This is a genomic window from Trichocoleus sp. ST-U2 (assembly GCF_039961875.1).
In the GTDB taxonomy this organism is placed as follows: domain Bacteria; phylum Cyanobacteriota; class Cyanobacteriia; order Cyanobacteriales; family FACHB-T130; genus FACHB-T130.
The window spans coordinates 1-23,879 of the sequence record NZ_JAMPJY010000068.1; the positions used below are offsets into that span (position 1 = coordinate 1).

Below are 23,879 nucleotides of genomic sequence, written 5' to 3' on the forward strand. Positions count from 1 at the left end.
GCCTAATAAGGCATTTCATTCTGGTATTTTGTGCCTATACCTTTATTTTATGGCACACCAAAACCGGAGGATTAAGAAGGCGCTGGGCTAACAAACCTTTAAATACCTTCACTGAAGCATTAGAGGCGTTTCGGACAGCGATGTCTTTCCGTTTTGTCGAGTGGTTGAACCACAATCGAGACGTATTCTTCGCTTATAAAGCTGCTTTGGGCTTTGTTTGGGGTTGATTTCTGTTTAAGTCCCGCTATGTCGGGGAATCGACGGTTCACCGAATTCGGCAAAAGTTTGTGGTAGGCGGTGTTGAGTTTGCCTTGAGCGAATTGCCCCGACCGGGTAGCAAACGTAAACTGGATGGCAAGGCAGAAGCCTTTTTAGTGGCAACGACGTGCAGTGACCCCCCAGCCGGACGAGCCGAGTGGACGATGCAACTTTTGGCAGAGCGATTGGTTGAAGTGCAACTAGTAGAGCAGATTTCTGATGAAACCGTGCGACGCACGCTGAAAAAAACCACCTCAAGCCCTGGTTGAAAGAGCAGTGGTGTATCGGCGAAGTCAATGCGGATTTTGTCTGGCGTATGGAAGCGGTGCTGGACTTGTATAACCAGCCCTACGACCCCCAAGAACCCGTCATCTGTTTTGATGAACGCCCCGTGCAATTGGTCAGTGAAACTCGCCTGCCACTGCCACCCGAACCTGGCAAACCCCAGCGCTATGACTATGAATACAAGCGAGAAGGGACGTGTAATTTGTTTGCCTTCTTCCAACCCCTGTTAGGTTGGCGGCAGATAAAAGTGACCCAACAGCGCACCTCAGAAGATTTTGCTTTGTGTATGCAGTACTTGGTAGATGTCCTGTTTCGAGATGTAGCGCTCATTCATCTTGTGCTTGATAACCTCAACACCCATACTCCAGCCGCCCTCTACCAAACGTTTCCACCACAAGAAGCACTCCGTATCCTCTCCAAGCTCCAGTTTCACTACACGCCCAGACATGGCAGTTGGCTCAATATGGTTGAGTTAGAGTTTTCAGTCCTCTCTCGTCAATGTCTCAACCGACGTATTCCAACCATCGCCGAACTGCAACAGGAAATAGAGGCGTGGGAGCAACAACGCAATCAAAACCAAGCGACTGTCAATTGGCGCTTTTCTACAGTCGATGCTCGCACAAAGTTCAAGCGTCTCTATCCAACTCCTAGCCTGTCATAATCTCTATGGTTAACTACTAGGATTCAGGGCTTCTGAGCGAAGTACGTCACGTCATCCGTTGGCAAGACAAAGTTTAAACTTTTTTACATAAAATGGCTCTTTATTGCTCGAATCGTTGTAGCAACCCGAAGATGGCATTAAGCCGCAACTGATGGGATAAAGAGCGATTCTAAAAGGGCTGATAATGAACGCAGCGATCGCAAGGCCCACTGGGATTAATCGTACATCGAAGCAACTCAGAGCGAGCATTGTATGAGCAGGTGATATCTCCGATTACCCAGCGCCCGTCCAACAGACTGCACTCTGTCGGGGTATCGAACTTTTGAACGTAAAGAGCAATTTTGTGAAGCTGATAACGACCCGATTTGAGCAGATAGCGATGCCTACGTTCTAAAACCATATATGTTTGACCCTCGACTTCTAAATAGGCTCCAGGCTCAGGATTCCAGTCTAGATATAGATGACTCAGGGTAGAACGGGGATGGCTCAGAATGACTTCTGTAGGCAAAGGATTCAGCTTCATAAAGAATTAATATCGACAGACCGCCAGAAAATTTGCATCAAATTCACATCTATATACAGCAGTCCTATTTAAGTCATAAGAAAAGTCATAAGAATACGTAGTGCGGGCATCTTGCCTGGGATTCAACGCAAGCAGGATGCTCACACTACGCAGAAATCTCATGACTGATTGAGGATTGCTATCGGTTATTAGCCTCGACAAATCGCTTCATCGGAGCCAATGCCCTAGTGTGCAGCCTGACGCTCTTTGGCTTCCTTGATCACCTCTTCTGCGATGTTACTGGGGCAAGGAGCATAGTGTGAGAACGACATTGAGAACTGTCCGCGCCCAGATGTCATGGTACGCAGATCGCCAATGTAGCCAAACATTTCGCTCAAAGGCACATCTGCCTTAATGCGTGCCCCCGTCTGATTTGTCTCCTGAGATTTCATCATCCCTCGGCGGCGGTTAAGATCGCCGATGATATCGCCCATGTAATCATCTGGTGCGAAGACATCAACATTCATGATTGGTTCGAGCAGCTGAGGCGCAGCCTTAGGAACAGACTGCCGATAAGCGGCTTTTGCAGCAATCTCAAACGCCATTGCTGACGAGTCCACCGGGTGGAAACCACCTTCAAGCAGCGTGAACTTCAAGTCCATGCAGGGGAACCCAGCCAATACACCGCGATCGACGCAGCTTTCAAAGCCTTTTTCCACTGCTGGCCAATACTCTCTCGGCACGGTACCACCTGTCACCTTTGACTCAAATTGGAAGCCGCTGCCTGGTTCACCCGGCTCAATTACATAGCCAATTTTGGCAAATTGACCAGAACCACCAGACTGCTTCTTGTGGACGTAGCTGTCTTCGAGGCGTTTCGTAATCGACTCGCGGTAGGCTACTTGAGGTTTACCCACCTCAACTTCAACCCCGTGGGTGCGCTTCAGAATGTCCACCTTGATGTCGAGATGTAGCTCACCCATCCCCTTGAGAATTGTTTCGCCGCTCTCCTCATCTGTCACCATATGGAAAGACGGGTCTTCTTGCACCATCTTAGTGAGCGCGGCGACCATCTTTTCTTCACCCCCCTTTTGCTTCGGTTTGACCGAAATGGAGATGACGGGTTCTGGAAAGACCATTGGCTCCAGCGTCGCGGGATTCTTGGGATCGCAGATGGTGTGTCCGGTTCGGATGTTCTTCATGCCGACGATTGCCACAATGTCACCCGCCTGAGCTGAGTCGATCTCTTCGCGAGAATTCGCATGCATCTCAACTAAACGGCTGACCCGCTCAGTCTTACCTGTCGCGGTGTTCAGTACGGTATCGCCTTTGGACAATGTTCCGGAGTACAAGCGCGTGAAGGTTAAAGCACCGAAGCGATCGTCCATGATCTTAAACGCGAGTGCCCGCAATGGTTTGTCTGGATCGACAAGCGCAAAGCTGCCTGTTTCATTCCCTTCCAGATCGATCTCTGGCTGCGGTTTGACCTCCATCGGGTTCGGCAGGTAGTCAACCACGGCATCCAGCACCAACTGTACGCCCTTATTCTTAAACGACGAGCCGCAGTAGGTCGGGAAAAACGCCAAGTCGCGAGTACCCTTGCGAATACAACGCTTAATATCCTCCATCGACGGCTCTTCCCCTTCGAGATACTGTTCCATCACAGCATCGTCCTGCTCAACCGCTAGCTCAATCAACTGTTCGCGGTAGGTCTCGACCTGATCGACCATATCGGTAGGAACATCTTTGATCTTATAGTTCATCGGATCGCCAGAGTTGTCCCACACCCATGCCTTACGGGTCAGCAGATCGACCACGCCGCAAAACTGTTCTTCAATGCCAATTGGCAGCACCATCACCAGTGGCTTGGCTCCAAGCACTTGATCGACTTGCTTGACGACTCGGTAAAAATCAGCGCCTGTGCGGTCAAGCTTATTGATGTAGACGATGCGAGCGACTTTGGAGTCGTTGGCGTAGCGCCAGTTGGTTTCAGATTGCGGTTCAACTCCGCCTGAACCACAGAAAACACCAATACCACCATCGAGAACCTTCAGGGAACGGTAGACCTCAATGGTGAAATCAACGTGTCCTGGGGTGTCGATGATATTTAGTTGGTGATCGTTCCAGAAACAGGTAGTCGCAGCTGACTGGATGGTAATCCCGCGCTCTTGCTCCTGTTCCATGAAGTCCGTCGTCGCCGCGCCTTCGTGTACTTCACCAATTTTGTGGATTTTACCTGTCAGTTTCAGGATTCTTTCAGTTGTGGTGGTCTTGCCAGCATCGACATGAGCGAAGATGCCAATGTTTCGATAACGAGTCAGGTCTTTCATAAATTGGTCTCTAGAGTAAATACAACGAACCGTTGGCGACCACCTGCAAGCATTACAAGCCAGGAAATCAATATTGCCTTTGTAGCCAGTGCAGGCTGGATTTCAATTACGCGGAATACAAAGAAATCCTTTTGCGTTTCTCTGGCGACATTACTAATTGTAAATTGTGGAATGTCAAGGTGACAGTGGTTAGAGAGATTAGACATATTTGCATCAGCGATATCGCCGCCGCAAAAGTGCGATCGCGCCAATTTCACTGTTCTCTACCAAGCCAGAGGTTCGGAGTTCGCTTGCTGGCGGCTCTAGTATTGTGCGGCTCTTGTCGGAGCGGTTACAGCTTCGTGAAACCCGAAAGCGATCGCTTTCGCGATTCAAGGCATATTCTCAACGAAAACTGAGTAACGGGAAAGCTGGCTCTGTACAAAAAGAACGCTGCTTTTACAACCCTACTGGTACCCTACTGGTAAGGTTAGCGTTAATGCAGTCTGTCCAAATAAGGTCGGATCAAGCGTCAGATTACCACGATGCGATCGCGCAATTTCCCGCGCCAAGCTCAGTCCTAATCCAATTCCCTCTACTTTGCGGGTTCGGGCTGGATCGCCGCGATAGAAACGGTCAAAAATTCGGTTTCGCTCATCCAGAGGAATCTCTTGAGAGCAATTACTGATAGTAATCAACACATCTGTACTCTGACGACGACCCTGAATCCGAATCCAGCCATTCGGGAGATTATATTTAATGGCATTGCTAATCAAGTTTTGCAAGACTTGAATGAGTAAGTCGCGATCGCCCTTTACGCACAAACTATCAGCAATTTCTGTTTGAATCTCCAGATGCGGTGCTAGCAGTTCGATATCCTCCAGCATCTCAGTTAATAAACCAGACAAATCCACCTCAACTCGATGCAGGTTCATTTGTCCGGCATCCGCTAGAGAAAGCAGCAACAGTTTACGCACAATCCCCGTCAGTCGGCGCACTTCATCCAGCAAATTGCTCAAGCTTTGTTGCACCTCGGAGCCGGGATCGGCTTGTTGCAGAGTGCGTTCCAATTCTCCTTGCAATATCGCTAGCGGAGTCTTGAGTTCGTGGGCAGCATCTCCACTGAAGCGGGACGCTTGCTTAAAACTGCGTTCCAGACGTTCCAACATTTTGTTGAAAACCTGAATTAATTCGACAAATTCAACATCCGTTGTCCCGATAGGAACCCGTTGTTCCAAACCGCTAGCGGTGACATTCCCAATACTCGTGGTTAGTCGTCGGATGGAATGCAAGCTGCTTCCAGCAATTGCCCATGCACCCCCGGCTACAAGCAGAAGTACCCCTGGAATCGAAATCAGGAAGATGTTGCGGATGACGACCATCTCAGTTGCGATCGCGTTTAAACTCACTGCGATCGCAATTTGAGCAAAAGGTGTTGTAACGGCACCAATCCGCCATGTTCCGCTTGCGGTGCGCTGAGTGACGAATCGAGGCGTAGGCGGAGGTCGATCCGGCGGCGGTTGCGATCGCTCTGGAAATGGCGGGTTGGCTTCGGAAAAGGGGGCTGTTGGGCGATCGGAAGGGGGTGATGGAAACGGCAGCAATTGGGGGCGCGATGTCCAAAGGTTTTTGGTATCGAGATCGGTAGTCCATTGCTCGGAACGATACAGCACATTGTTATCTGCACCGATTATTAGTAAGGCGATCGCTGTTTTTGTATCGGTTCTAAACGACTGCCCAAGTGAGTCTTCATAAGACTGCCAGCCACGCGGTCGAGGGCGACTTACCCGCATCAATTGGCTTTCCAATTCTGCATCCAGACGGCTCACCTTTGCCTCATAAATCAGCCACCAGGAAATTAATCCAAACCCAATGAGGGCGCTACCTGCCAGAACAGCAGACAATAGAGCAATCCGGATACGGAAAGAACGCAGCTTCACTCTTGAGACTCTGATTGACGAAATCGATATCCAACGCCGCGAATGCTTTCAACCCAACCCGCGCCACCGATGGAATCAATCTTTTTGCGAATGCGTTGAACGCACACATCGACCACGTTGGTATTGGGATTGAAATCATAGCCCCAGATGTGTTCCAAGATTTGCGTTCGGGTGAAGACTCGTCCAGGCGATCGCATTAGATATTCCAACAGGTTAAACTCGCGGGTGGTGAGTTCAACGATATGTTGATTGCAAGTGGCTTCTCGCGTGATGCGATCGAGCTTGATGGGGCCAACGCAGACTAGATTTTGGCGATCGCCCGCAGTCCGACGTATCACTGCATGAATCCGGGCAACGAGTTCTTCCACAAAAAATGGTTTCGCGATATAGTCGTCAGCACCCAAATTTAGACCTTCAAGTCGGTCATCCAATTCATTACGAGCAGTCAACAAAATGACTGGTACATTCTGTCCTTTCCGGCGCAGGCTCTTGAGGATAGACAAACCATCTTTTCCCGGCACCATGATGTCAAGCACGAGCGCGTCATACTCGTTGTCCAAGGCGCGAGCATACCCCTCGTCTCCGTTGTCACAGTAATCGACAACAAAACCCTGTTCCTTCAATCCGGCTCGGACGAAGTTGGCAATTTTCGCTTCATCTTCAACGAACAGAATATGCATGGGTTTCTCATGCGTCGGACGGCTTGGGCGTTTATTCAGTGTAACCTGTGGTTATCTGTAAGCCACACGTCCCAATAAGTTTTCCCTGCCAAATCAGAAGTTGGCTCTATCGGCTAGGCAATAATTGAATTGACCAATTTTGGTAATTCTATGAAGCTAAATCAGTTGATCGCTGTGTTGCAATCTGTTAAAGCAAATGCCAACAAAGGCAAAGCCGAAGTATCGCAACTGGGTCAGAAGAGTACCTTGTTTCAAGGATTGAGCAGAACTTACCAGCCTAGAGAAGAGGATGGATTTGTATATCCTCCTGAATCGCAAAAACTGACGCTGAAGGCTGAGGAGTTGATCGAAAAGTTTGTGCAATCTTGCTCTGAATTTTTAGACCTATCAGCTACTCAGGACTACGCTAATACTGAAGCTAAAGCATCTGTAATAGTAGATGGACAGACTATTATTGCAGATGTTCCTGTTTCCTATCTATTATTTCTTGAAAAGCAGCTTCAGGATGTGAAGACGTTCATTGCTTCGCTACCCGTGCTTTCGATTGATAAAGACTGGCAGCATGACCCCAATCGAGGATGCTACGTCACCAGTCCCAAAGAAACTGTGAAAACCAAGAAAATTACTGATTTTGTCGTTGCCTATGAAGCAACGGAACATCACCCTGCCCAAATTAAGGAGGTTTCCAAAGATATTGTGGAAGGAACCTGGAGTTTGATTGAGTTCTCAGGGGCACTTCCTCAAGACCGCGTGAATCGAATGCTGCGTAGAGTGGATATGTTACAAAAAGCCGTGATTCAAGCTAGAGAAGAAGCCAATAGCAAGGAAGTGCAGCAGCGGCAAGTTGCTAATGCGATTTTTGGCTATTTATTTGCAGATTAAACTACACTGGATTTGGAGTACAAGTTCATTTTTAGCGAGTAGGGATTTGCAGGTTCGATTCCTGCCCCCCAGTTTATCTGGGGGTAGGCAAATGGTAAAGCCGCCCTAGCGCATTAAGCTCAGAATAAAGCTCAAGCTATTGCTCCAATCTCATTTTAAAAATCGCTCCCTGTATCATTCTCTGTAGAACAAGGCTAGCGAGACGCGGGTTCAAATCCCGTCCCCTGCTCTAATTATGCAGGGGTAGTTTAGTGGAAAAACCTCACAGCATCAGATTGATTCTACGGAACCGGGAAATCTCTCATATAGGCTCAGCGACTTAAATCTTTCCCGGCATTCAGGATACGAGTGCCGGGATTTTAAATTGGGAACACTTTTGAGGTCATATCAAATTCGTTTAGATAGTCATAGTTTCGGAAAGGAGTTGGACGACCTTGCCCTTATGAGGGTTGTAATATGCAAATGAAACTTTAACTTGTTTAGTGGCATGGCTAACAACTGCGTGTACCGGATTGACTAATGCTTCTTGTGCTGAGTTCAAGCTGATCTGCAATCGATAACGCTAGCCGTTAGACCTTAAAACAAATGTACAATTATCGCGCTAAATACGGAGAAGACTACAAGTATCATCTCACAGCCATACACTGGTCCAATGGGAATCTGAGAGCTAGCCTCACCGCATTCAACGAACAGGAGATAAAGCCTGTTCAAGTAGAATGGAAGCAGTAAGCAGGGCTAATCACATAGCAGGGACAGGAACAGCAGTTTGTGTATTTGAGGTGCTTGACCAGTGTTTGAGCAGCAATTGGACTAGAGACAATGCTTTAAGATTAATCTGTAGGGTAATGGCGATTATCTGAAGCAATTAAGGCTCAAGGGAAAGCAGTATGAACTTAATAACTCTCGCTGCTCAGAACGTTAGCATTCATATCCTTGAAGCCGCTGCACCTGTCACCACTATGGAATGCAAGCTACTGCCAGTAGTGTTTGTGCATGGTATGGCGTGTTCCGCAGACCTCTGGGATGAACAACTTGCTTATGCCGCCCGGACTCGACGTGCGATCGCGATCGATTTGCGGGGACACGGTGCTTCCTCACCGCCTGAGGATGATGACTACTCTCCCGCCTCGTGTGCAGCCGATCTCTTGGCTGTATTAGAAGCCCTTGGACTTGAGCAGATCGCGCTCGTTGGGCACAGCTTCGGCGCTTGCGTCGCACTCGCTGCGGCGGCGGCTAAACCTAACGCGATCGCGCAGTTGGTGCTGGTAGATCCACCAATCGATTGCACTCAGTTCCCCACAGAGGTATATCAGTCACAAATAGCTCCGATGCAAGCAGCGCTGGCAACTAACGACTGGCGAGCAGTGCTGGAAGACTCTTTCCGCAACGCACTGGCAGGAAGCACCTCGGCAACGCAAGAGCAAATACTCGCCCGCCTTGCCGCCACCCCAAAGGATCGGCTGCTTGGAACGTCTCGCGGTTTGTTTGCCTTTAAAGCACTAGAAGCTCTTGATGAGTACCTCGCTTCGCCAGGGGCACGCGCTCACGCTATTCTTGCTCCGTCGAATAACTCGCCGTTCAGCCTTCACGTCCTCCGTCCAGCACTAACCACAATCACTCTACCCGCTACAGGACACTGGCTCATGCTTGATGCGCCTGAGCCGTTTGCTACAGCACTCGATACCTGCCTAGCAGTCGTCTAACTAAGAAATCCGTTGTCATCTATGCTTGCTTCATCACCCGCGTTGAGGGCAAATATAGTAAGGATAAAAATTCTGCCAGTTCAACAAGTCCTTCTGCTTCTTGTTGTTCTGCTGGAGACGGCGTATGACCCTTATCCTGACGAGCCAACAAAGATTGCAAGTGTGTTTGAACCGCCTGGGGAAGTTGAAATCGAGTTAGTTTGATAGGAATCTCAACGATTTCGGGTATAGAGCTGTTGGCTGAATTAGGAACTTTGGGATATCCTCGTTGTATTCCACTGTCAGCTGATGAGGATGGGGTGATTCAGAGTCAAGTGTTTCCAGGCTTATGGTTGGCAGTGAACGACCTCTTGGCTAGGGATATGGGGGGATCGCTGTGTTTCTCCGAAGGGTTGACTGCACCAGAACATACCGCATTTGTGCAGCAACTATCAAAGTAACTTCAGTTATGACACGATTCCTATCAACAAACTAAGATAAGCAAGAAGAGAATATGCTTGTTCGACTTTACTGGTCACAGTGCGAGTATCGTAATTTTCAGTGGGGAGCTACACCCGTTGATTCATTTTGGGTAGAAGCGACTTATGAGGAAGCTGAAAAAGCAATTTTTCCTTTCGTCACACCTGAAGCAATTGAAAAGTCTAAAAACTACGCAAAACGCGGTCAGGAGATTGCAGCACAGATTAGTAACCCACCGAAGCCTTACTGTTTTCTAGTGGCTAAAGACCTCAGTTCCATCGCTCCATTTGATGTCCACTATCCCTTTAGTTCAATGTGGAATGGTTATTCTCCATTTGAGGAGTTTTCAGAGTGTCATATAGAGACATTAGAACAACTAAAAAACCTTGCGCTTTGTAAGAAACTGGAAAAGAAAATAAATTATACTCGGCTGGAATACATCAAAAATGTCAATAATGTTAATGAACCCGACAAGTGGGCGTATGAAGACTACCCCCTTGGATCTCATTTCCAATTGAACTTCAAAGAGGGTATGGGTGTAGAGGCTCATGCTTTGAAGCTACCAAAAGGAGCGCTCATCATTCTTTCCCAAAAGCCAGTTGGCTATGAGCGGTGTCTAACGCACATAGTCGAACTGGTCAACGAAGGAAGTGAAGATCAATCTCAATGGAAACTGGGTGAATGGGGCATTTTCAGACGGGTGAAGATACATTGGGTTGCTGACTTCAGCAATCCTTATCGTATTCCCCTCGATAAAGATGTCATGAGAGCAGATTGGGGGTGGCGAGATACTAAAGCAAAATCGTTAGCCAGTCCAAGTCTAATGTCTCAGTGGAACAACATTGAAAGTTTGAGAACACATTTAAAGGGCGTGTTTAGCTAATAGCTGGACTTGAGTGTTTAGTGATTGTACACGGCGGTATAACAATCCCAATGCAGCTTTCTGTCATTCGGCGCGATCGCTTTCCTTGGACTCAAAGCCTAATCGCTTCGATTCAGCTAGATACAGACTATTCAACAGAATTCCATGTAGATAACTCTACATAGAAAATATAGTTGAAGCGGGTGGTGTTTGATAGCGAATGCGGTACAACTAATAGTTGTGCAGCTTATGTTATGAGTGAGGGTGTTATTTGAAGCTTGTCCGATAGCATCTAATGTGAAATGGGTTTGAATTGGTGGTAAAAATGGAGTCAATATGAATCAGCAGTTGCCTCAGTTCATCCACCGTGTTGTTGAACGTTTACAGTCAATTCAGGGAATTGCAGCGATCGCTCTAGGGGGTTCAAGGGCACGAGGCAACCATACACAGAAGTCAGATGTGGATCTGGGAATCTATTACAATCCAGAGAATCCGCTTGATGTGACTGCTCTAAATCACCTCGCCTCTGAACTTGACGACAATCATCGCGCAAATCTAATCACCCCAATTGGTGGATGGGGGAAATGGATTAATGGCGGTGGTTGGCTAAAGGTAGAAGGAGTATCTGTAGATTTTCTCTATCGTGATGTGGCTCAGGTTAATCGTGTCATTAATGATTGCCATGCTGGGAAAATTACTATTGATTACCAACCAGGGCATCCACACGGCTTTGTGTCCTCTATTTATATGGGTGAAGTTGCAATTTGTCTGCCACTTCACGATCCGTATAACGTTTTAGATGCTTTAAAGGCAAAGACAACCCCTTATCCTATTCAGCTTAAACAAGCAACTATTGATACTTTTGCCTGGGAAATTAGTTTCTCACTGTTCATTGCACAAAAGGCAATTGCACGCGGTGATGTTGCCTATGCAGCAGGTTGCTGTTTCCGCAGCGTAGCTTGTATGAATCAGGTATTATTTGCACTCAATGAAGAATACCTATTGAATGAGAAAGGTGCGGTGGCAGTTGCCAACAGCTTTGCACTCTGCCCACAAAACTATCAACAACGGATTGAGTCAGTGTTTGCTTTGTTAGCGGCTGATGCAAAATCAATGATGGATGCGATCGCAATCCTTGAAGGAATTGAGCATGATTTGAGTCAATGGTATGGCAATCGTCGGTTAGTTATGTAAAGTCTAAGGGGCTAGTATTGAGCATAGTCTCCTGTTGCTTGCCGCGATCGCCTTAGCTCTGGTTCCTGAATCAATCTGACTGACGCAGAGTTCAGGAATGATGAATTTTCAAGTTCTGAGTGTCGCTGGACTGGTCGGTGAAGGCTTTGAACTCGATCGCATCGTGACTGCAAAAGAGGCGCACGTCGTTACTGCGATCGCGTGATCATGCACGTAGCCGATCTTGATCATGGAGCCTCGGCTCGCGATCCACTACTACCAACACCAATGTCCCAAGCATCGGTTAGGTTAATAAAGAAACACTACTAGCTAGATAAATTATGCAATACGTGTTAATTATCCATGAAGTTGAAGACTACGAGTCGTGGAAGAAGGTTTTTGACAATGCATCCGACATCAGAAGGGAAGCTGGAGAGAGGTCGTATCAGGTCTTAAAGTATGAAAGCGATCCCAACAAAGTGGTGCATTTCTCATTGTGGACATCGATAGACGATGCCAAGCGTTTTTTTGAATCTCCTAAACTCATTAGAATCAGAGCTGAAGCCGGAGTAAAGGCTCCTGATTTCATATACTTGGAGCAATTAGAGTCAGGCACTTTGTAGGATCGGGTAGTAAAAATTCCCTACAAGTCTGTCTGCGTGTCCATGACACAAATCCAACTCGCCTCTCCTAAAATTCCACTAAGGAAGGACGAGGATTTATGAGTCGATACAGCACGATCGTTCAATGGTACTAATTGGACATTGCTGACCTCTATTTTTACGCACTGACTACCGTAGCTTGTCCTTTTGCTACTGTAGCTAAAATAGCTAAGACTTCTGGTGCTAACGGCTTCAAATTTGCTAAACGATTGGATGGTGCTGTGAAGACGCGATCGCAACTGTACGAGGATGTATGTCTTGCGTCTATGTCAATCTATTCCTGAACCCAGTACGCTGCAAAAGCATACTTTATCCTAGTATTAACATTTAATTAAGCGATTACTTAAAATGTCGAAACTCCTTGAAAGAATCATAGTAAATCATAGACTGTATGGCGGTCGTCTCTGTATTTATGATTAAGCGGATGAAATCTGGAGAAGTAAGAATATGTCTTTAACAGGCCATGTGTATTCAAGCGGTTTTAAGCTTCAGTATATTGTTGAGGGTGACGGTACTCCTACCATCGTGGTTGGAAGTTCACTGTATTACTCTAGAACGTTTTCTAACAATCTTCGTAGCAGTCTAAAGTTGGTCTTTATCGATCATCGAGGTTTCTCACCTCCTTATAATTGTAAAGACACCTCTTTGTTCCAGTTAGACTCACTGGTTGATGATATTGAACTGGTTAGGAAAGAGCTAGGGTTTGGCAAGATTATTGTTATTGGTCATTCAGGTCATGGATTTATGGCGCTGGAGTATGCCAAAAAATATCCTGCCAATGTGTCTCATGTGGTAATGATGTGTGTAGGACCAAATTACTCGCGTGAAGGGCATCTTGCGGCGGAACGATATCTGAATGATTCTGTTTGTCCTGAGCGTAAAGCAGCTCTTGCTAAAAACCTGACCAGGTTGCCTCAAGAAATATCTGCTGCGCCTGAGAAAGCTTTTATTACCTATTGCCTTCTCATGGGACCCAAAAGTTGGTTTGACTACAACTATGACGCGACAAAACTTTGGGAAGGTATAGAAGTCAATATGGCTATGTTTGATTATGTCTGGGGCGAGGTTTTTCGGGATATAGATATTACTGAGAACTTAGATAAGTTGCAAGCACCTGTATTGCTTGCACTTGGTCGCTACGATTACCTCGTTCCACCACCCTATATGTGGGAAGGAGTAAGAGACAAGTTTAGTAATCTTACTATCCGCATATTTGAGAAGAGCAGCCATACGCCTCACTTTGAAGAGCCAGAGCTATTTGACAAAGAGTTACTCGATTGGCTTTTCAATCGCTAACCCTTTTTTGATAGGAAGCCTAACATTTTCTTATCTTCATATAAACCAATCGCAAGTCAACTAAAACCCTAACCTGCGTTCATAGAGCTAGAGATTCCTGAGACTTCTAACGCAGCTTAAATAAGAAGTCAGTTTTGGACTTGACCTCAAACATCAAATCGGGGACTAACTGAGCATAGTCTCCTGTTGTTCGCCGCGATCGCTCTTAATTTTTGCTTCTTCAATCAATCTGATTGACGCAGACTTCATGAATGATGAATTTTCAAGTTCTGAGGGTTGCTGGACTGGTCGGCGAAGGTTTTGAACTCGATCGCATCGTGACTGCAAAAGAGGCGCACGTCGTTATTGCGATCGCGCGATAATGCACGTAGCCGATCTTGATTGTGGAGCCTCGCTTCGCGATCCACCTCCATCATCCATTGGTAGAAACGCATTCCCGGCGTGCAACGTGGTTCGGAGGAGTCCATCTCGTGTCGGTAAAAGTAGGCATCGCCTGCATTCAGCAGCCAACCCTCTGCTGTCTGGATGGCAACGCCAGCATGACCCCGCGTGTGACCCGCAAGCGGGATGAGGAGAATCTCTGGCGGTAGTCCCTCAAGATCGCGAACTGCCTGGAAGCCAAACCAGGGTTCACCCCCCGGCGAATAGAACTTCCAGCGTTTTACCTCGTCCCACTGCTCTGGACGATAGCGCTGGCTGGTAATGAAGCCGTGCCGATCCTGCGCTGCGTCAATTTCAGTCTGCATTACGTGTACGGTTGCTTCAGGGAAATCTTCCAGCCCACCAGCATGATCGAAATCGAGGTGGGTAAGCACGATATGGCGCACGTCCCGTGCGGAAAATCCTAGTTGCTCGACCTGAGCGATCGCTGTGTACTTGCGATCGAACTGGATACCATTGAAATGAATAAAAAACGGGCTGAGTCGCGCGTAAGGCGAGTTGACATCGCGCAGACCAAAGCCAGTATCGATTAGAACGAGTCCCTGGTTCGTTTCGATAAGCAAGCAGTGGCAGACAAGGCGAGCCGTCAGCCCGCGACTGAAGCCATCGAAGAGCGCCCCACCGACCGGGCACATACAGCCACAATTGAGATGATGAATGTGCATAAGTATTCTGCTTAAAACTACTTTTTGCCTACGGGTATTGATGTCTGCACCTCACTCGACGCTTGCATTTGCTCCAGTCGGTATAAGAATGCCTGCCAAAAGACCTTTATCTACAACAGATGATCGGGAAGGCACTGCGTGGGTTACTTGTTAGCCGACTCAGGCTTAGTCATCTGACGATGCAGTTCAGCCTTGACGGTATCAGGCAAAACCTTGCTTACATTGCCCTGAATCTTCGTCAGGAGCGAACCAGCGATGATGTGATCCTTGCCTGCCATTAAGGCATCGAAACCCTGTTTGGCGACTTCAGCCGGGTCATCGTTCTGTTTTGTACCCACCGTGGTGTCGTCCATTCCCGCACTATGGAAGAAGTTGGTATCGGTTGGCCCAGGCATGAGTGAGGTAACGGTGACGCCTGTATCCTTTAACTCGTTGCGTAGCGCTTCCGAGAAGGAGTGTACAAATGCTTTGGAAGCCGCGTAGACTGCTTCAAATGGCCCTGGCATGATGGCAGCAATTGACGAACTGAAGAGGATTCGACCCTTGCCGCGCTCGACCATATCTTTCACTACCCGTTTGGCGAGATGCACAGATGAAACGACGTTCAGGTTGATGAGATTTAGCTCGTCCTTTAGGTCAGTCTCGCGGGCGAAATCACCACCGACACCGACCCCTGCATTTATCGCGATCGCATCTACCGATCTGCCAGTCGCCTTAATTTGGGTGTAGAGAGACTCTACACCCTCATAAGTAGCAAGATCAGCTTGCACCGTCTCGACCTTGGCACCCAGTCCCTCAAAGGTTTGAGCGGCTTCATCGATACTCGATCCGGTGGCTGTGACGAGGAGATCAAAGCCGTTTTGGGCGAACTGTTTGGCAAGCTCGTAACCGATGCCCTTGGAGGCACCCGTCACGACAGCTAGAGGTCGGTTCGACGAACTGTTCATAACCATTTAAACTCCTGTAGGACTTCTCCACGCTAGGAAAGCTGTGGATTGTGCTTCTTTTTCGCGAGACAGTCTGCGCGAATGCGATCGCAACTCTTACTCATCCTAGGAAGACATCTGTGCGATCGCGTCTTTCCAAGGAAGTATGGCTGTTGTGTGTTTGAGGTTGCTTTTGTGGAGTTCACGCGATCCCCTGCGGTTCAGATCTCCGACTTTTCTAAAAAGTCGGGGATCTCGCCTTCACTAGCTCAGATTACAAAACTGTAATTTAGACGAAGGGCAAGCTGTAATTTTGGTTGAGCTTAATTGAATTTATAGACACGTTTCGAGATTCAACCGAAGGAGAAAGCTTGTGATGAATACCCGCCGACTGCTGGCAGCGATCGCAATTCCTGTTCTAGTTGGGACGTTTGGATGTGTGACTCTTAATCAGGCAACGGCTCAATTGCCCAACCGACAAGCCCAAAACTCATCCCAGCCCAATCAACAACAGCAGGGACAGGGACGCAGACGAGGACCAGATTTTGCCGCTGCGGCTCAGAAATTGGGCATTTCAGAAGCTAAGTTGAAAGAAGCACTGGGAGTGCCAGCGAATCCTACACCAGGACAGCGCCCGCCTCGTCCCGACTTTAAAGCAGCGGCGGCAAAACTCGGCATTACCGAACAACAATTGGTAAATGCGTTGGGAGTTCCGCCCCGTCCGCCCCGTCCCGATTTTGCAGCCGCAGCGCAGAAGCTGGGCGTAACAGAAGCCAATTTAAAGGCAGCACTGGGAGTACCTGCCAACCCACCGACAACGCCGCCCGAACCGGGACAACGCCCTCCCCGACCCGACTTTAAGGCGGCGGCGGCAAAACTCGGCGTGACGGAAGAGCAACTGGTAAATGCGCTGGGAGTTCCGCCCCGCCCACCTCAAGATGGCAACCAATCAGACGTACCTCCTCCTCAGCAATAAGCTTGAATCAATTTAGCGACCCTTTCGTGGATACGACCAAATTTTCAATAAGCCCTGGCGATTAGAAATCGCGGCTAAACAAACCAAGTCCGCCTGCGCGGACTTAAGACAAATCAAAGGTTTTGAAACCCGCGCAGGCGGGTTTTGTCTTGTGTAGACGCGGTTTCAACCGCCCAGGTAAATTGCGATAATTCTATTTAAAGCAGATGCAATGAAAAAAGACCGTGTGAAAAGAATTCCCGTTATCTCCATAATGAAGCGACGACAGGTGCTTGGCTTCCTAGGGGGAACAGCGGCGGTATCGCTTGTGGGATGGTGGCGCGGAGAGTCGATTTCAGCAAAACCAATAAGTCCATCAACTCAGACACCGACTCCGATAGCGATCGCGCAGACTCCGACTTGCGTGGTAAAACCCCAACAGACGGAAGGGCCATATTTCGTGGATGAGAAGCTTAACCGCTCTGATATCCGCTCAGATCCTTCTGACGGTTCGGTAAAGCCAGGAGTACCGTTGCGTTTGGTGTTTCGAGTCTCTGGGATTGATGGAAGATCCTGTACACCTTTGAGGAGTGCAACTGTAGACATTTGGCACTGTGACGCGCTGGGTGTTTATTCGGATGTCCGGGACTTCAACGGGGATACGCAAGGGCAGAAGTTCTTGCGCGGAAATCAGGTGACGGATGCAAATGGAACCGTGGAGTTCGTAACGATCTATCCTGGTTGGTATCCAGGCAGAACGGTTCACATTCACTTCAAGATTCGCACCGATTCTGCGTCTGGGCGCGGTTCTGAGTTTACCTCGCAGCTTTACTTCGACGATGCTCTCACGGATCGAATTTACACGCAGTCTCCCTATGCTGCTAAGGGACAGCGCACCCAAAAGAACGATGGAGACGGCATTTTTCAAGATGGTGGTGAAGAGCTGATGCTTCAGCTAACCCAAGATGCACAAGGCTACGTGGGTACGTTCGATATTGGGCTTCAGATGACTTGAACTATTGCATATGACTCAAGAGCGATCGCATTCTTCATAATTCCTGAGTTGATAGAACGCGATCGCTCAAAACGCCCAACTCACTCACGACGAAACACAAACAGATTGCCTGTTGCACCGCGTCCTACCCTAATTTTTTGATCTAATCTAAGTGACGACCGTTTCTCTTGAGGCGTACACCAATTGCCAGTTACCGAGTAGAGAAGGGAGATGCTAGGGGTAGAGTGGCTGTGAAATGGGATTGATGCTTTCTAGGCATTGGTGCGGAAGCGCCAAAAGGATTTCACTGGTGGGGATTTGCGAAAGGTGCAAAAGCTTGAAGCACATTTATCAGGTAGTTGACAAAAGCTACAGAATGCAGAGGACTAAATACAATATGTTGAATATAGCTGATAATACAAACCAAAACGAGGGTTTCCTAAAAATACGCCATTTCTGGGCTAAAATACGCCTGAATAATAAAATTATTGAAGATCGAATTTTAACCGAACCAGTTAGATTATTACTTTTATTAACTTGTATTTCAAGTTTTTTATTTTTTTGAAGACTCTGGTGATTTTCTGCCTGCTCTAACCCTAAAATTTCCAATACAATTTTATCTAGTTCTTTTCTTCTATCCTGAAAACTTCCTTCCGATGTTTGATTTAAAAATCTAGTATTAAAAACTTCATCTTCTACAAGCTCAATAAGTTTTTCTAACTTCTTGAATCCATTAGGTAAATAATCTTCTATTTGACCTTTTCGCAAAATGTAAGCTTTTTCATTAACTTTGCTATCTATAAATTCATTCAATTTCGTTTCTTCATCAACGCTTAAATTATCTTTTATTTTTCTATTTCTACTTTTTATATATTCAAATATATCGCTAATTTCCTCTCTATATTCTTCTATATCTTCTGATGCTAACGCATTTTCTAATCCCTTTAATAAAGCTTGCCCATCGAGACTCTTATCAAGTTTGCCAATCACTTCTTGATTAATTTTTTTAAAGTCAACTACAAATAATTCTTTTATATTTTTATCACCTACAGTTCGAGCGTAGTCAAGGTCTGCAATAATATAGTTTTCAATACAAAAAGATTCTAAAAATTTTCTATACTTCTCTAAATTTAACTTTCCATTAACTTCTACAACTTCTACAACCTCAACTTTATCATAAATATATAAATAATAATCAATTAATTTTTCAAATATTAACTTGTCAGATTTTCCTTCAACTAACACAACTTTATCCGCAAAGAAAATTTTTTCATTATTATAACTGTTTATGATATGAATTAAGTCTTTAGCAGCCATTAAGTTAGTTTTGTCTATAGTAACCACATTGCTAGAATTATTATCCTTATAAATTCTTATTATATTCGAGATGGTGTTTTTATTTATAAAGCTAATAGAGTGCGTTGACAAAATAAATTGATTGATTTGTCATCTCTGCCAAATCAATCAATACATCAAGAAACAGAGATTGCCATTTAGGATGCAAATGTAATTCAGGTTCATCTATAATTAACAGTCCTCCTTTAATGTTCAAAGCAAAAAGCCCTAATATAAAGTTAATTATTTCTTTCTCGCCAGAACTAGCCTGTGCTAAAGAAAATTCTTGGTTCTGCTTACTAAGTATTATTTCATAAATATTTTTATTTGTATTTATTAGAGGTAAATCCCAGGAGAACCCTAGTTTTTCCAAAATTTCTGTAACTTTTTTAACTTCTTCGTCATTATTCCAAAGGGTTGTATCTCCTTGAACCTTACTAGATTTATATTCATAAATCCTTTTTTTTTCGGCAAAATGTAAAGAAGCTAACTTAATAATAGAAGCGGTTTTTTTAGAACTTGCTTCTAAATACTCTGCCAACAATTCATAATAATTGTTGGCAGCAAGATTGATTTGAGTAGTGAAATTATTTTCTGATCTGTAGGGAGAAAAATATAAATAAATTGGGTTCAGCTCAATGTCGCTAATGTCTTTTGCGAGGATTAGGCAAAGCTCAAGGGAGTTCAAGTAAATTAAATAATCGCGCTCAAATCTATAAAACTCCGGTTCAGCTAATTTATTATTTGTAATTAAAAAATTTACTTCTGGATCTAAAGAAATAGTTTCAGGTAAATCATTAAGTCTATCAATAAGCTCAATAATTTTCTGGTTCTCGGAAGAGTAGTCTTTTATACTGTATTTGACTTCTAATACTCTTTTAAATTCCTTGCTATATTTTTTTAGAGTTCGGATGTTATCTATATCTTGTTTATCAACTTTAATCTTTATTTCTATTTGAGATTCAGTATTATCTCCAATATATTTCTCTAACAGCTTATCTATTGGATTCCGACTAAATGGCTTCCTAATTGTTAACCCTGGCTTATCTCTATCTTCACTAACTTCATAAGTTAACAATAAAAACCTTCTAAAGCTAACAGTAATTATATCTAAAAAATTACTTTTTCCTCCTCCGTTAGGACCGATTAAAATATTAAGTTTATCATCAAAGCTTACACTGGTAGATTCCCTAAAACTTTTAACATTTTTTATCGAAAAGTTTACTAATTTCATGTTTTTTTGATTAAATATTACAGAAGCTACGAAAATATCAGTAATATATGAATTAGTTACCTTTATATTGTAAAGGACACTTTTGTAAAAATGAAGTCGCTTTATTCTCAGCATCCGGGTTGCCTATATGCGCTGGAGTCGGTCGGATGATGCCGTTAAACAAATCATCCAGACCATAAGGAGTAAAAAACTGCCATTGTCCTTGAGTATCTAACCGAACGCCTACAGCCGTCGCCGTGTGCAACCAATCACTCACCCCATCTTCAGTGCTATTGTAAGGTCTGCGACCGGAACGCCAACGCGCAAAACTGGCTTGATTTTTAACATCAAACTTGTAGTCAGGAAACTGCGCTGTGAGGGTAGCCTTCGCGGTGAGTTCTTGGGAACGATCGCCAAGCGCATCAAAAAAGGCAATGTCAAAGTCGTTGATAATTAACTGACAGTCATCGCCAAATAGCGATCGCCAAACCGTATTTCGTACTGCACCGCCAGCTAACCACCAGTCGGGGAGATTCAAAAGCGCGATCGCCGGTAACACAACACCAACCGGCGAATCGACTAAAATCTTCTGAAGGCGAGTGGCACTATCCATGTTTTGCTTGTCTAGTTTTGTTCCAATCTTTCTAGTTATTGACTCAGTTGTATTTTAAGTTCGCGCAGCATCCGACTGGTTCCCTCATCAATCGCTTTTTGCACCAGTTGGGGAATCATTTCGGTAATCGGCAAATCGGGAAAGATAGCACTGATGGATGATTCGGCGTAGCCACCGTTTTGGAGGATGTAAATCTTGAGTTGGCGATTCCGATAGATCCACACTTCCGGAACGCGCAGCGCTTCGTAGGCGTTCAAGGTAGTCTTTGAAGTGACATCAGACTCAATGGCGAGATCGGGGGGTGGGTAAACCGCTAAATCCATATTGGTGCAACCCCGGACACGACTGGCATTCTGGATGTAAAAGCAAGTATCGGGTTCGACTCCGGCAATTTCTGGTTGCTTTAGAGTAGTTGAGCCAAAATCTTCCCAGTCCCGCCCTTGAGCATCTAAGATAGCTTTGACAATATCAGCAATAATGCGATGGGGGCGTTCGTGCAGTGCCAAAGGGGACATGATTTCCAGCGTTCCTCGGTAGTATGCAATGCGGGTGCTGCGTTTTTCTCCCAGTTCCGTAAGAATCTGTTCAAAGTCCTGCCAAGACAAGTTATGAATGCTAATCGTGCTACCGGGAGTGAGTTCAATGGCACGAATGGGAATGGTAACGGTCATTGGTGTTCCTCTATCGATTGCTGGGGCGGTTTCTTCAACCGTAATTCGCTATTCACCCATAATTATCATTAATGACTAACTGACAGTGATGGGTAAATAGCGATCGCTCCTACCGTATTTTGCACCGCACCCCTTGCCAACCATATTGTCAGCCCCTAAAAAGATACCCGAATTTTTAAAAAATTCGGGTATCTCGCCTTAACTAGGCGGCAATCGCTAGAGGCTTAAGCAGTGTGCAGCCTTTTTTGAGCGCGACCTGGTGCGGTGGGCTTTTTGCTGCGGGTGGGTGCAGATGGTGCCTGGGACTTTGCTCGGTTACTGCGCCCTTGATTTGCGCGCTGACCCTTCGCTTGGTCTACCACTTTCTGGACTGGGGCAGTTGGCTCGTAGCCTGGAATCACATCTTTCACAAGGGTTTTATTGAGCAATCGTTCGATGTCTTTGAGGAATGAGTATTCATCTTCGCTGACGAGGGAAACCGCTCTTCCTTCGTTGCCAGCGCGACCTGTGCGACCAATGCGATGCACGTAGTCTTCTGGTACGTTAGGGAGTTCAAAGTTGACTACGTGGGGCAGCTGATCGATATCTAGACCCCGTGATGCTACATCGGTAGCAACTAATACTCGCACTTTTCCTTGCTTAAAGTCTTGCAAAGCACGGGTACGGGCTGCCTGACTTTTGTTGCCATGAATTGCAGTGCTTTTCAGCCCATCTTGAGCAAGTTGCTCAGCTAGACGGTTGGCTCCATGTTTCGTCCGGGTGAAGACTAGCACCTGTTGCCAATTGTGGAACCCAATCATATGAGAAAGCAGTTCTCGCTTGCGATTGCGATCGACCGGATGAACCACCTGCTCTACCTGCTGTGCGGCGGTATTGCGGGGAGCTACTTCGATCTGGGTCGGAGACTTTAGTAGGGTGCTGGCAAGCTGCTGAATCGGTTTAGAGAAGGTGGCAGAAAACATCAGCGTTTGCCGCGATGCAGGTAGCACTGCCAAAATTTTGCGGATGTCGCGGATAAAGCCCATATCTAACATGCGATCGCATTCATCCAGCACCAATATCTCTATCTTCGAGAGATCGACCGTCTTTTGCCCAACGTGGTCGAGCAACCGACCGGGTGTAGCGACTACAATATCAACTCCCCGATGCAGCGTTTGAACTTGCGGCTTAATTCCCACGCCGCCATAGATCGCTGCTGCTCGCAGCGACAGGTATTTTCCATAAGTTTTGACGCTATCTTTGACCTGATCTGCCAGTTCGCGCGTAGGGGTGAGGATGAGGGCACGAGGTCTGCGATGCACCTGGTTGGCGTTGGCAGTACCCAGGAGTTGCAGTAAAGGCAGGGTAAAGCCAGCAGTCTTGCCCGTTCCAGTTTGGGCGCTAGCGAAAATGTCTTGCCCTTTCAGGATGGCGGGAATTGCTTGCTGCTGAATGGGGGTTGGCTCAGTATAGCCAGAGTCAGCCACAGCACGAAGCAGGTCCGTCGAAAGACCGAGGTTACGAAATGTCATGGATGCGATCGCTCCTAGTAATGCCCCTATCCCAAATCAAGTGCCTGGGGCCAGTCTAAGAGCACGAAATTTGTAGTTCAGTTGGATGGCTTAAATGAGCTTTTTTCCAATGCGCCAGCAACAGACCGGAATGTACTGGCAGAAACTCATCCTAACAGACATTCGGACAAAATATCTGAAGAAGGATGGGATGGGATAAGCTCTTCGCAATGCTCTCCCGCTTCTTGGGAGTTTATTCAATTTTATTTAAGTCGCCGCACACTGCGGTCAACAGGGTTAAAGCAGAAACTCTTCTTCATCCGTGGCTTTCCCCCCGCATTGTCTTCATCTGCTACTTTCTTCATCTGCTACTTTTGCTATCCAAGCGCTTACTTTGAGAGCTACGTGTGGGGTTGTTGAGTTTGCATCATTTGGGTACCACGATTGCACTTCTAATGAGTCAGGGCTTGAAATCGGCTCAACACTTCCTCCTGTTCAGTTTTTGGCAGCGGTGTTCTTGAGCCTTAATTCAGAACGACCTTCTCCTGGGTAATGTGCTGGTTGCTCATCAAAAAAAGCTGCTTTTTCTAACGATTGGGTAGCCAGGAAGATCCAATGTCAAAGTGCAGGTCAGTCAAGGTCGCCACTTTATTCACCATCTACCTACGGATACGAGCGATCGCCTCCCCAATTCCTCCAGCTACAGAAATGTGATTATCCTTAATCATCACAGCATCATCTAGTTCCATCCGGTGGTTCATCGCTACCCCGCATCTGCATCGCGTACTGTAACTCGAGCGATCGCCGCGACCGACATCCTCCAACAACCAGCTGCGTAACATCGGGTCTAATACGATCGAGGGAGGTAGAACAGCCCTGGGACTCACCACTTCAGTTTTCCCCT

At 46.4% G+C, this 23,879-nt stretch carries 22 protein-coding genes and 3 pseudogenes; 11 read left to right on the forward strand and 14 right to left on the reverse strand.

Features of this window, described 5'->3' with window-relative positions:
• Positions 1 to 227, forward strand: a pseudogene (locus NC996_RS26290) (IS701 family transposase); the annotation flags it as partial.
• A 24-nt stretch (positions 228 to 251) separates the two neighbouring features.
• Positions 252 to 1,204 (forward strand): annotated as a pseudogene (locus NC996_RS26295) (IS630 family transposase); the annotation flags it as partial.
• Positions 1,205 to 1,373: 169 nt separating this feature from the next.
• Here the strand turns inward: NC996_RS26295 and NC996_RS26300 are convergent.
• From NC996_RS26300 to NC996_RS26320, 5 genes are all read right to left on the reverse strand, one after another.
• Positions 1,374 to 1,727: a DUF6464 family protein gene (locus NC996_RS26300; RefSeq protein WP_190686921.1), complete on the reverse strand. Its 354-nt coding sequence runs from the start codon at positions 1,725 to 1,727 to the stop codon at positions 1,374 to 1,376.
• Between the two features lie 224 nt (positions 1,728 to 1,951).
• The gene (gene fusA / locus NC996_RS26305; RefSeq protein WP_190412929.1) at positions 1,952 to 4,036 is read right to left on the reverse strand and encodes an elongation factor G; all 2,085 of its coding nucleotides are present in this window, start codon (positions 4,034 to 4,036) and stop codon (positions 1,952 to 1,954) included.
• Positions 4,037 to 4,249: 213 nt separating this feature from the next.
• Complete coding sequence (locus tag NC996_RS26310) at positions 4,250 to 4,411, reverse strand: hypothetical protein (RefSeq protein WP_190686923.1); 162 nt, start codon at positions 4,409 to 4,411, stop codon at positions 4,250 to 4,252.
• 71 nt (positions 4,412 to 4,482) lie between these two features.
• Positions 4,483 to 5,955, reverse strand: coding sequence for an ATP-binding protein (locus NC996_RS26315; protein WP_190686926.1), 1,473 nt, complete (start codon positions 5,953 to 5,955; stop codon positions 4,483 to 4,485).
• On the reverse strand, positions 5,952 to 6,635 hold the full coding sequence (locus NC996_RS26320) for a response regulator transcription factor (RefSeq protein WP_190434685.1): 684 nt from the start codon (positions 6,633 to 6,635) through the stop codon (positions 5,952 to 5,954). The genes NC996_RS26315 and NC996_RS26320 overlap by 4 nt, the downstream gene beginning before the upstream one ends.
• Positions 6,636 to 6,785: 150 nt before the next feature.
• Here NC996_RS26320 and NC996_RS26325 point away from each other — a divergent pair, with 150 nt between their 5' ends.
• Together NC996_RS26325 and NC996_RS26330 are read left to right on the forward strand one after the other, a co-directional pair.
• Positions 6,786 to 7,517, forward strand: coding sequence for a hypothetical protein (locus NC996_RS26325; protein WP_190686928.1), 732 nt, complete (start codon positions 6,786 to 6,788; stop codon positions 7,515 to 7,517).
• An 887-nt stretch (positions 7,518 to 8,404) separates the two neighbouring features.
• Positions 8,405 to 9,220, forward strand: coding sequence for an alpha/beta fold hydrolase (locus tag NC996_RS26330; protein ID WP_190686930.1), 816 nt, complete (start codon positions 8,405 to 8,407; stop codon positions 9,218 to 9,220).
• Between the two features lie 19 nt (positions 9,221 to 9,239).
• Here the strand turns inward: NC996_RS26330 and NC996_RS26335 are convergent, their stop codons facing one another.
• Positions 9,240 to 9,449: a hypothetical protein gene (locus NC996_RS26335; RefSeq protein ID WP_190686952.1), complete on the reverse strand. Its 210-nt coding sequence runs from the start codon at positions 9,447 to 9,449 to the stop codon at positions 9,240 to 9,242.
• Between NC996_RS26335 and NC996_RS26340 the strand changes: the two genes are divergently transcribed.
• From NC996_RS26340 to NC996_RS26360, 5 genes are all read left to right on the forward strand, one after another.
• The gene (locus tag NC996_RS26340) at positions 9,421 to 9,660 is read left to right on the forward strand and encodes a hypothetical protein (RefSeq protein ID WP_348260035.1); all 240 of its coding nucleotides are present in this window, start codon (positions 9,421 to 9,423) and stop codon (positions 9,658 to 9,660) included. The two genes, NC996_RS26335 and NC996_RS26340, sit on opposite strands and share 29 nt — an antisense overlap.
• 53 nt (positions 9,661 to 9,713) lie before the next feature.
• On the forward strand, positions 9,714 to 10,562 hold the full coding sequence (locus NC996_RS26345; protein WP_199303159.1) for a hypothetical protein: 849 nt from the start codon (positions 9,714 to 9,716) through the stop codon (positions 10,560 to 10,562).
• 315 nt (positions 10,563 to 10,877) lie between these two features.
• Positions 10,878 to 11,735, forward strand: coding sequence for a nucleotidyltransferase domain-containing protein (locus tag NC996_RS26350; protein ID WP_190686934.1), 858 nt, complete (start codon positions 10,878 to 10,880; stop codon positions 11,733 to 11,735).
• Between the two features lie 320 nt (positions 11,736 to 12,055).
• Complete coding sequence (locus NC996_RS26355) at positions 12,056 to 12,337, forward strand: antibiotic biosynthesis monooxygenase (protein WP_190412920.1); 282 nt, start codon at positions 12,056 to 12,058, stop codon at positions 12,335 to 12,337.
• 486 nt (positions 12,338 to 12,823) lie between these two features.
• Positions 12,824 to 13,672, forward strand: coding sequence for an alpha/beta hydrolase (locus NC996_RS26360; RefSeq protein ID WP_190679406.1), 849 nt, complete (start codon positions 12,824 to 12,826; stop codon positions 13,670 to 13,672).
• Between the two features lie 245 nt (positions 13,673 to 13,917).
• On the opposite strand, the gene NC996_RS26365 is transcribed toward NC996_RS26360, so the two are convergent.
• Positions 13,918 to 14,778, reverse strand: a complete 861-nt coding sequence (locus NC996_RS26365; RefSeq protein WP_190686936.1) for an MBL fold metallo-hydrolase — start codon at positions 14,776 to 14,778, stop codon at positions 13,918 to 13,920.
• 143 nt (positions 14,779 to 14,921) lie between these two features.
• The gene (locus tag NC996_RS26370; RefSeq protein WP_190686938.1) at positions 14,922 to 15,725 is read right to left on the reverse strand and encodes an SDR family NAD(P)-dependent oxidoreductase; all 804 of its coding nucleotides are present in this window, start codon (positions 15,723 to 15,725) and stop codon (positions 14,922 to 14,924) included.
• A 355-nt stretch (positions 15,726 to 16,080) separates the two neighbouring features.
• On the opposite strand from NC996_RS26370, the gene NC996_RS26375 reads away from it, so the two are divergent.
• Together NC996_RS26375 and NC996_RS26380 are read left to right on the forward strand one after the other, a co-directional pair.
• On the forward strand, positions 16,081 to 16,680 hold the full coding sequence (locus tag NC996_RS26375) for a hypothetical protein (protein WP_190686958.1): 600 nt from the start codon (positions 16,081 to 16,083) through the stop codon (positions 16,678 to 16,680).
• A 211-nt stretch (positions 16,681 to 16,891) separates the two neighbouring features.
• Entirely contained in the window at positions 16,892 to 17,674 is a 783-nt protein-coding gene (locus tag NC996_RS26380) for an intradiol ring-cleavage dioxygenase (protein WP_190686939.1), read from the forward strand.
• A gap of 348 nt (positions 17,675 to 18,022) precedes the next feature.
• Here the strand turns inward: NC996_RS26380 and NC996_RS26385 are convergent, their stop codons facing one another.
• The 6 genes and pseudogenes from NC996_RS26385 to NC996_RS26410 form a co-directional block, all read right to left on the reverse strand.
• On the reverse strand, positions 18,023 to 18,970 hold the full coding sequence (locus NC996_RS26385) for a TOPRIM nucleotidyl transferase/hydrolase domain-containing protein (protein ID WP_190686941.1): 948 nt from the start codon (positions 18,968 to 18,970) through the stop codon (positions 18,023 to 18,025).
• Positions 18,971 to 19,061: 91 nt separating this feature from the next.
• Positions 19,062 to 20,222 (reverse strand): ATP-binding protein, encoded by a 1,161-nt coding sequence (locus tag NC996_RS26390; RefSeq protein ID WP_190686944.1) that lies wholly within the window; start codon positions 20,220 to 20,222, stop codon positions 19,062 to 19,064.
• A gap of 52 nt (positions 20,223 to 20,274) precedes the next feature.
• Positions 20,275 to 20,814 (reverse strand): nucleotidyltransferase family protein, encoded by a 540-nt coding sequence (locus tag NC996_RS26395; protein ID WP_190686946.1) that lies wholly within the window; start codon positions 20,812 to 20,814, stop codon positions 20,275 to 20,277.
• 35 nt (positions 20,815 to 20,849) lie between these two features.
• Positions 20,850 to 21,485 carry a Uma2 family endonuclease gene (locus NC996_RS26400; protein WP_190686949.1) on the reverse strand — a complete coding sequence of 212 codons (636 nt, stop codon included), beginning with the start codon at positions 21,483 to 21,485 and terminating at the stop codon, positions 20,850 to 20,852.
• 224 nt (positions 21,486 to 21,709) lie between these two features.
• Positions 21,710 to 22,996: a DEAD/DEAH box helicase gene (locus tag NC996_RS26405; RefSeq protein WP_190412912.1), complete on the reverse strand. Its 1,287-nt coding sequence runs from the start codon at positions 22,994 to 22,996 to the stop codon at positions 21,710 to 21,712.
• Positions 22,997 to 23,634: 638 nt separating this feature from the next.
• A pseudogene (locus NC996_RS26410) lies at positions 23,635 to 23,879 on the reverse strand (hypothetical protein); the annotation flags it as partial.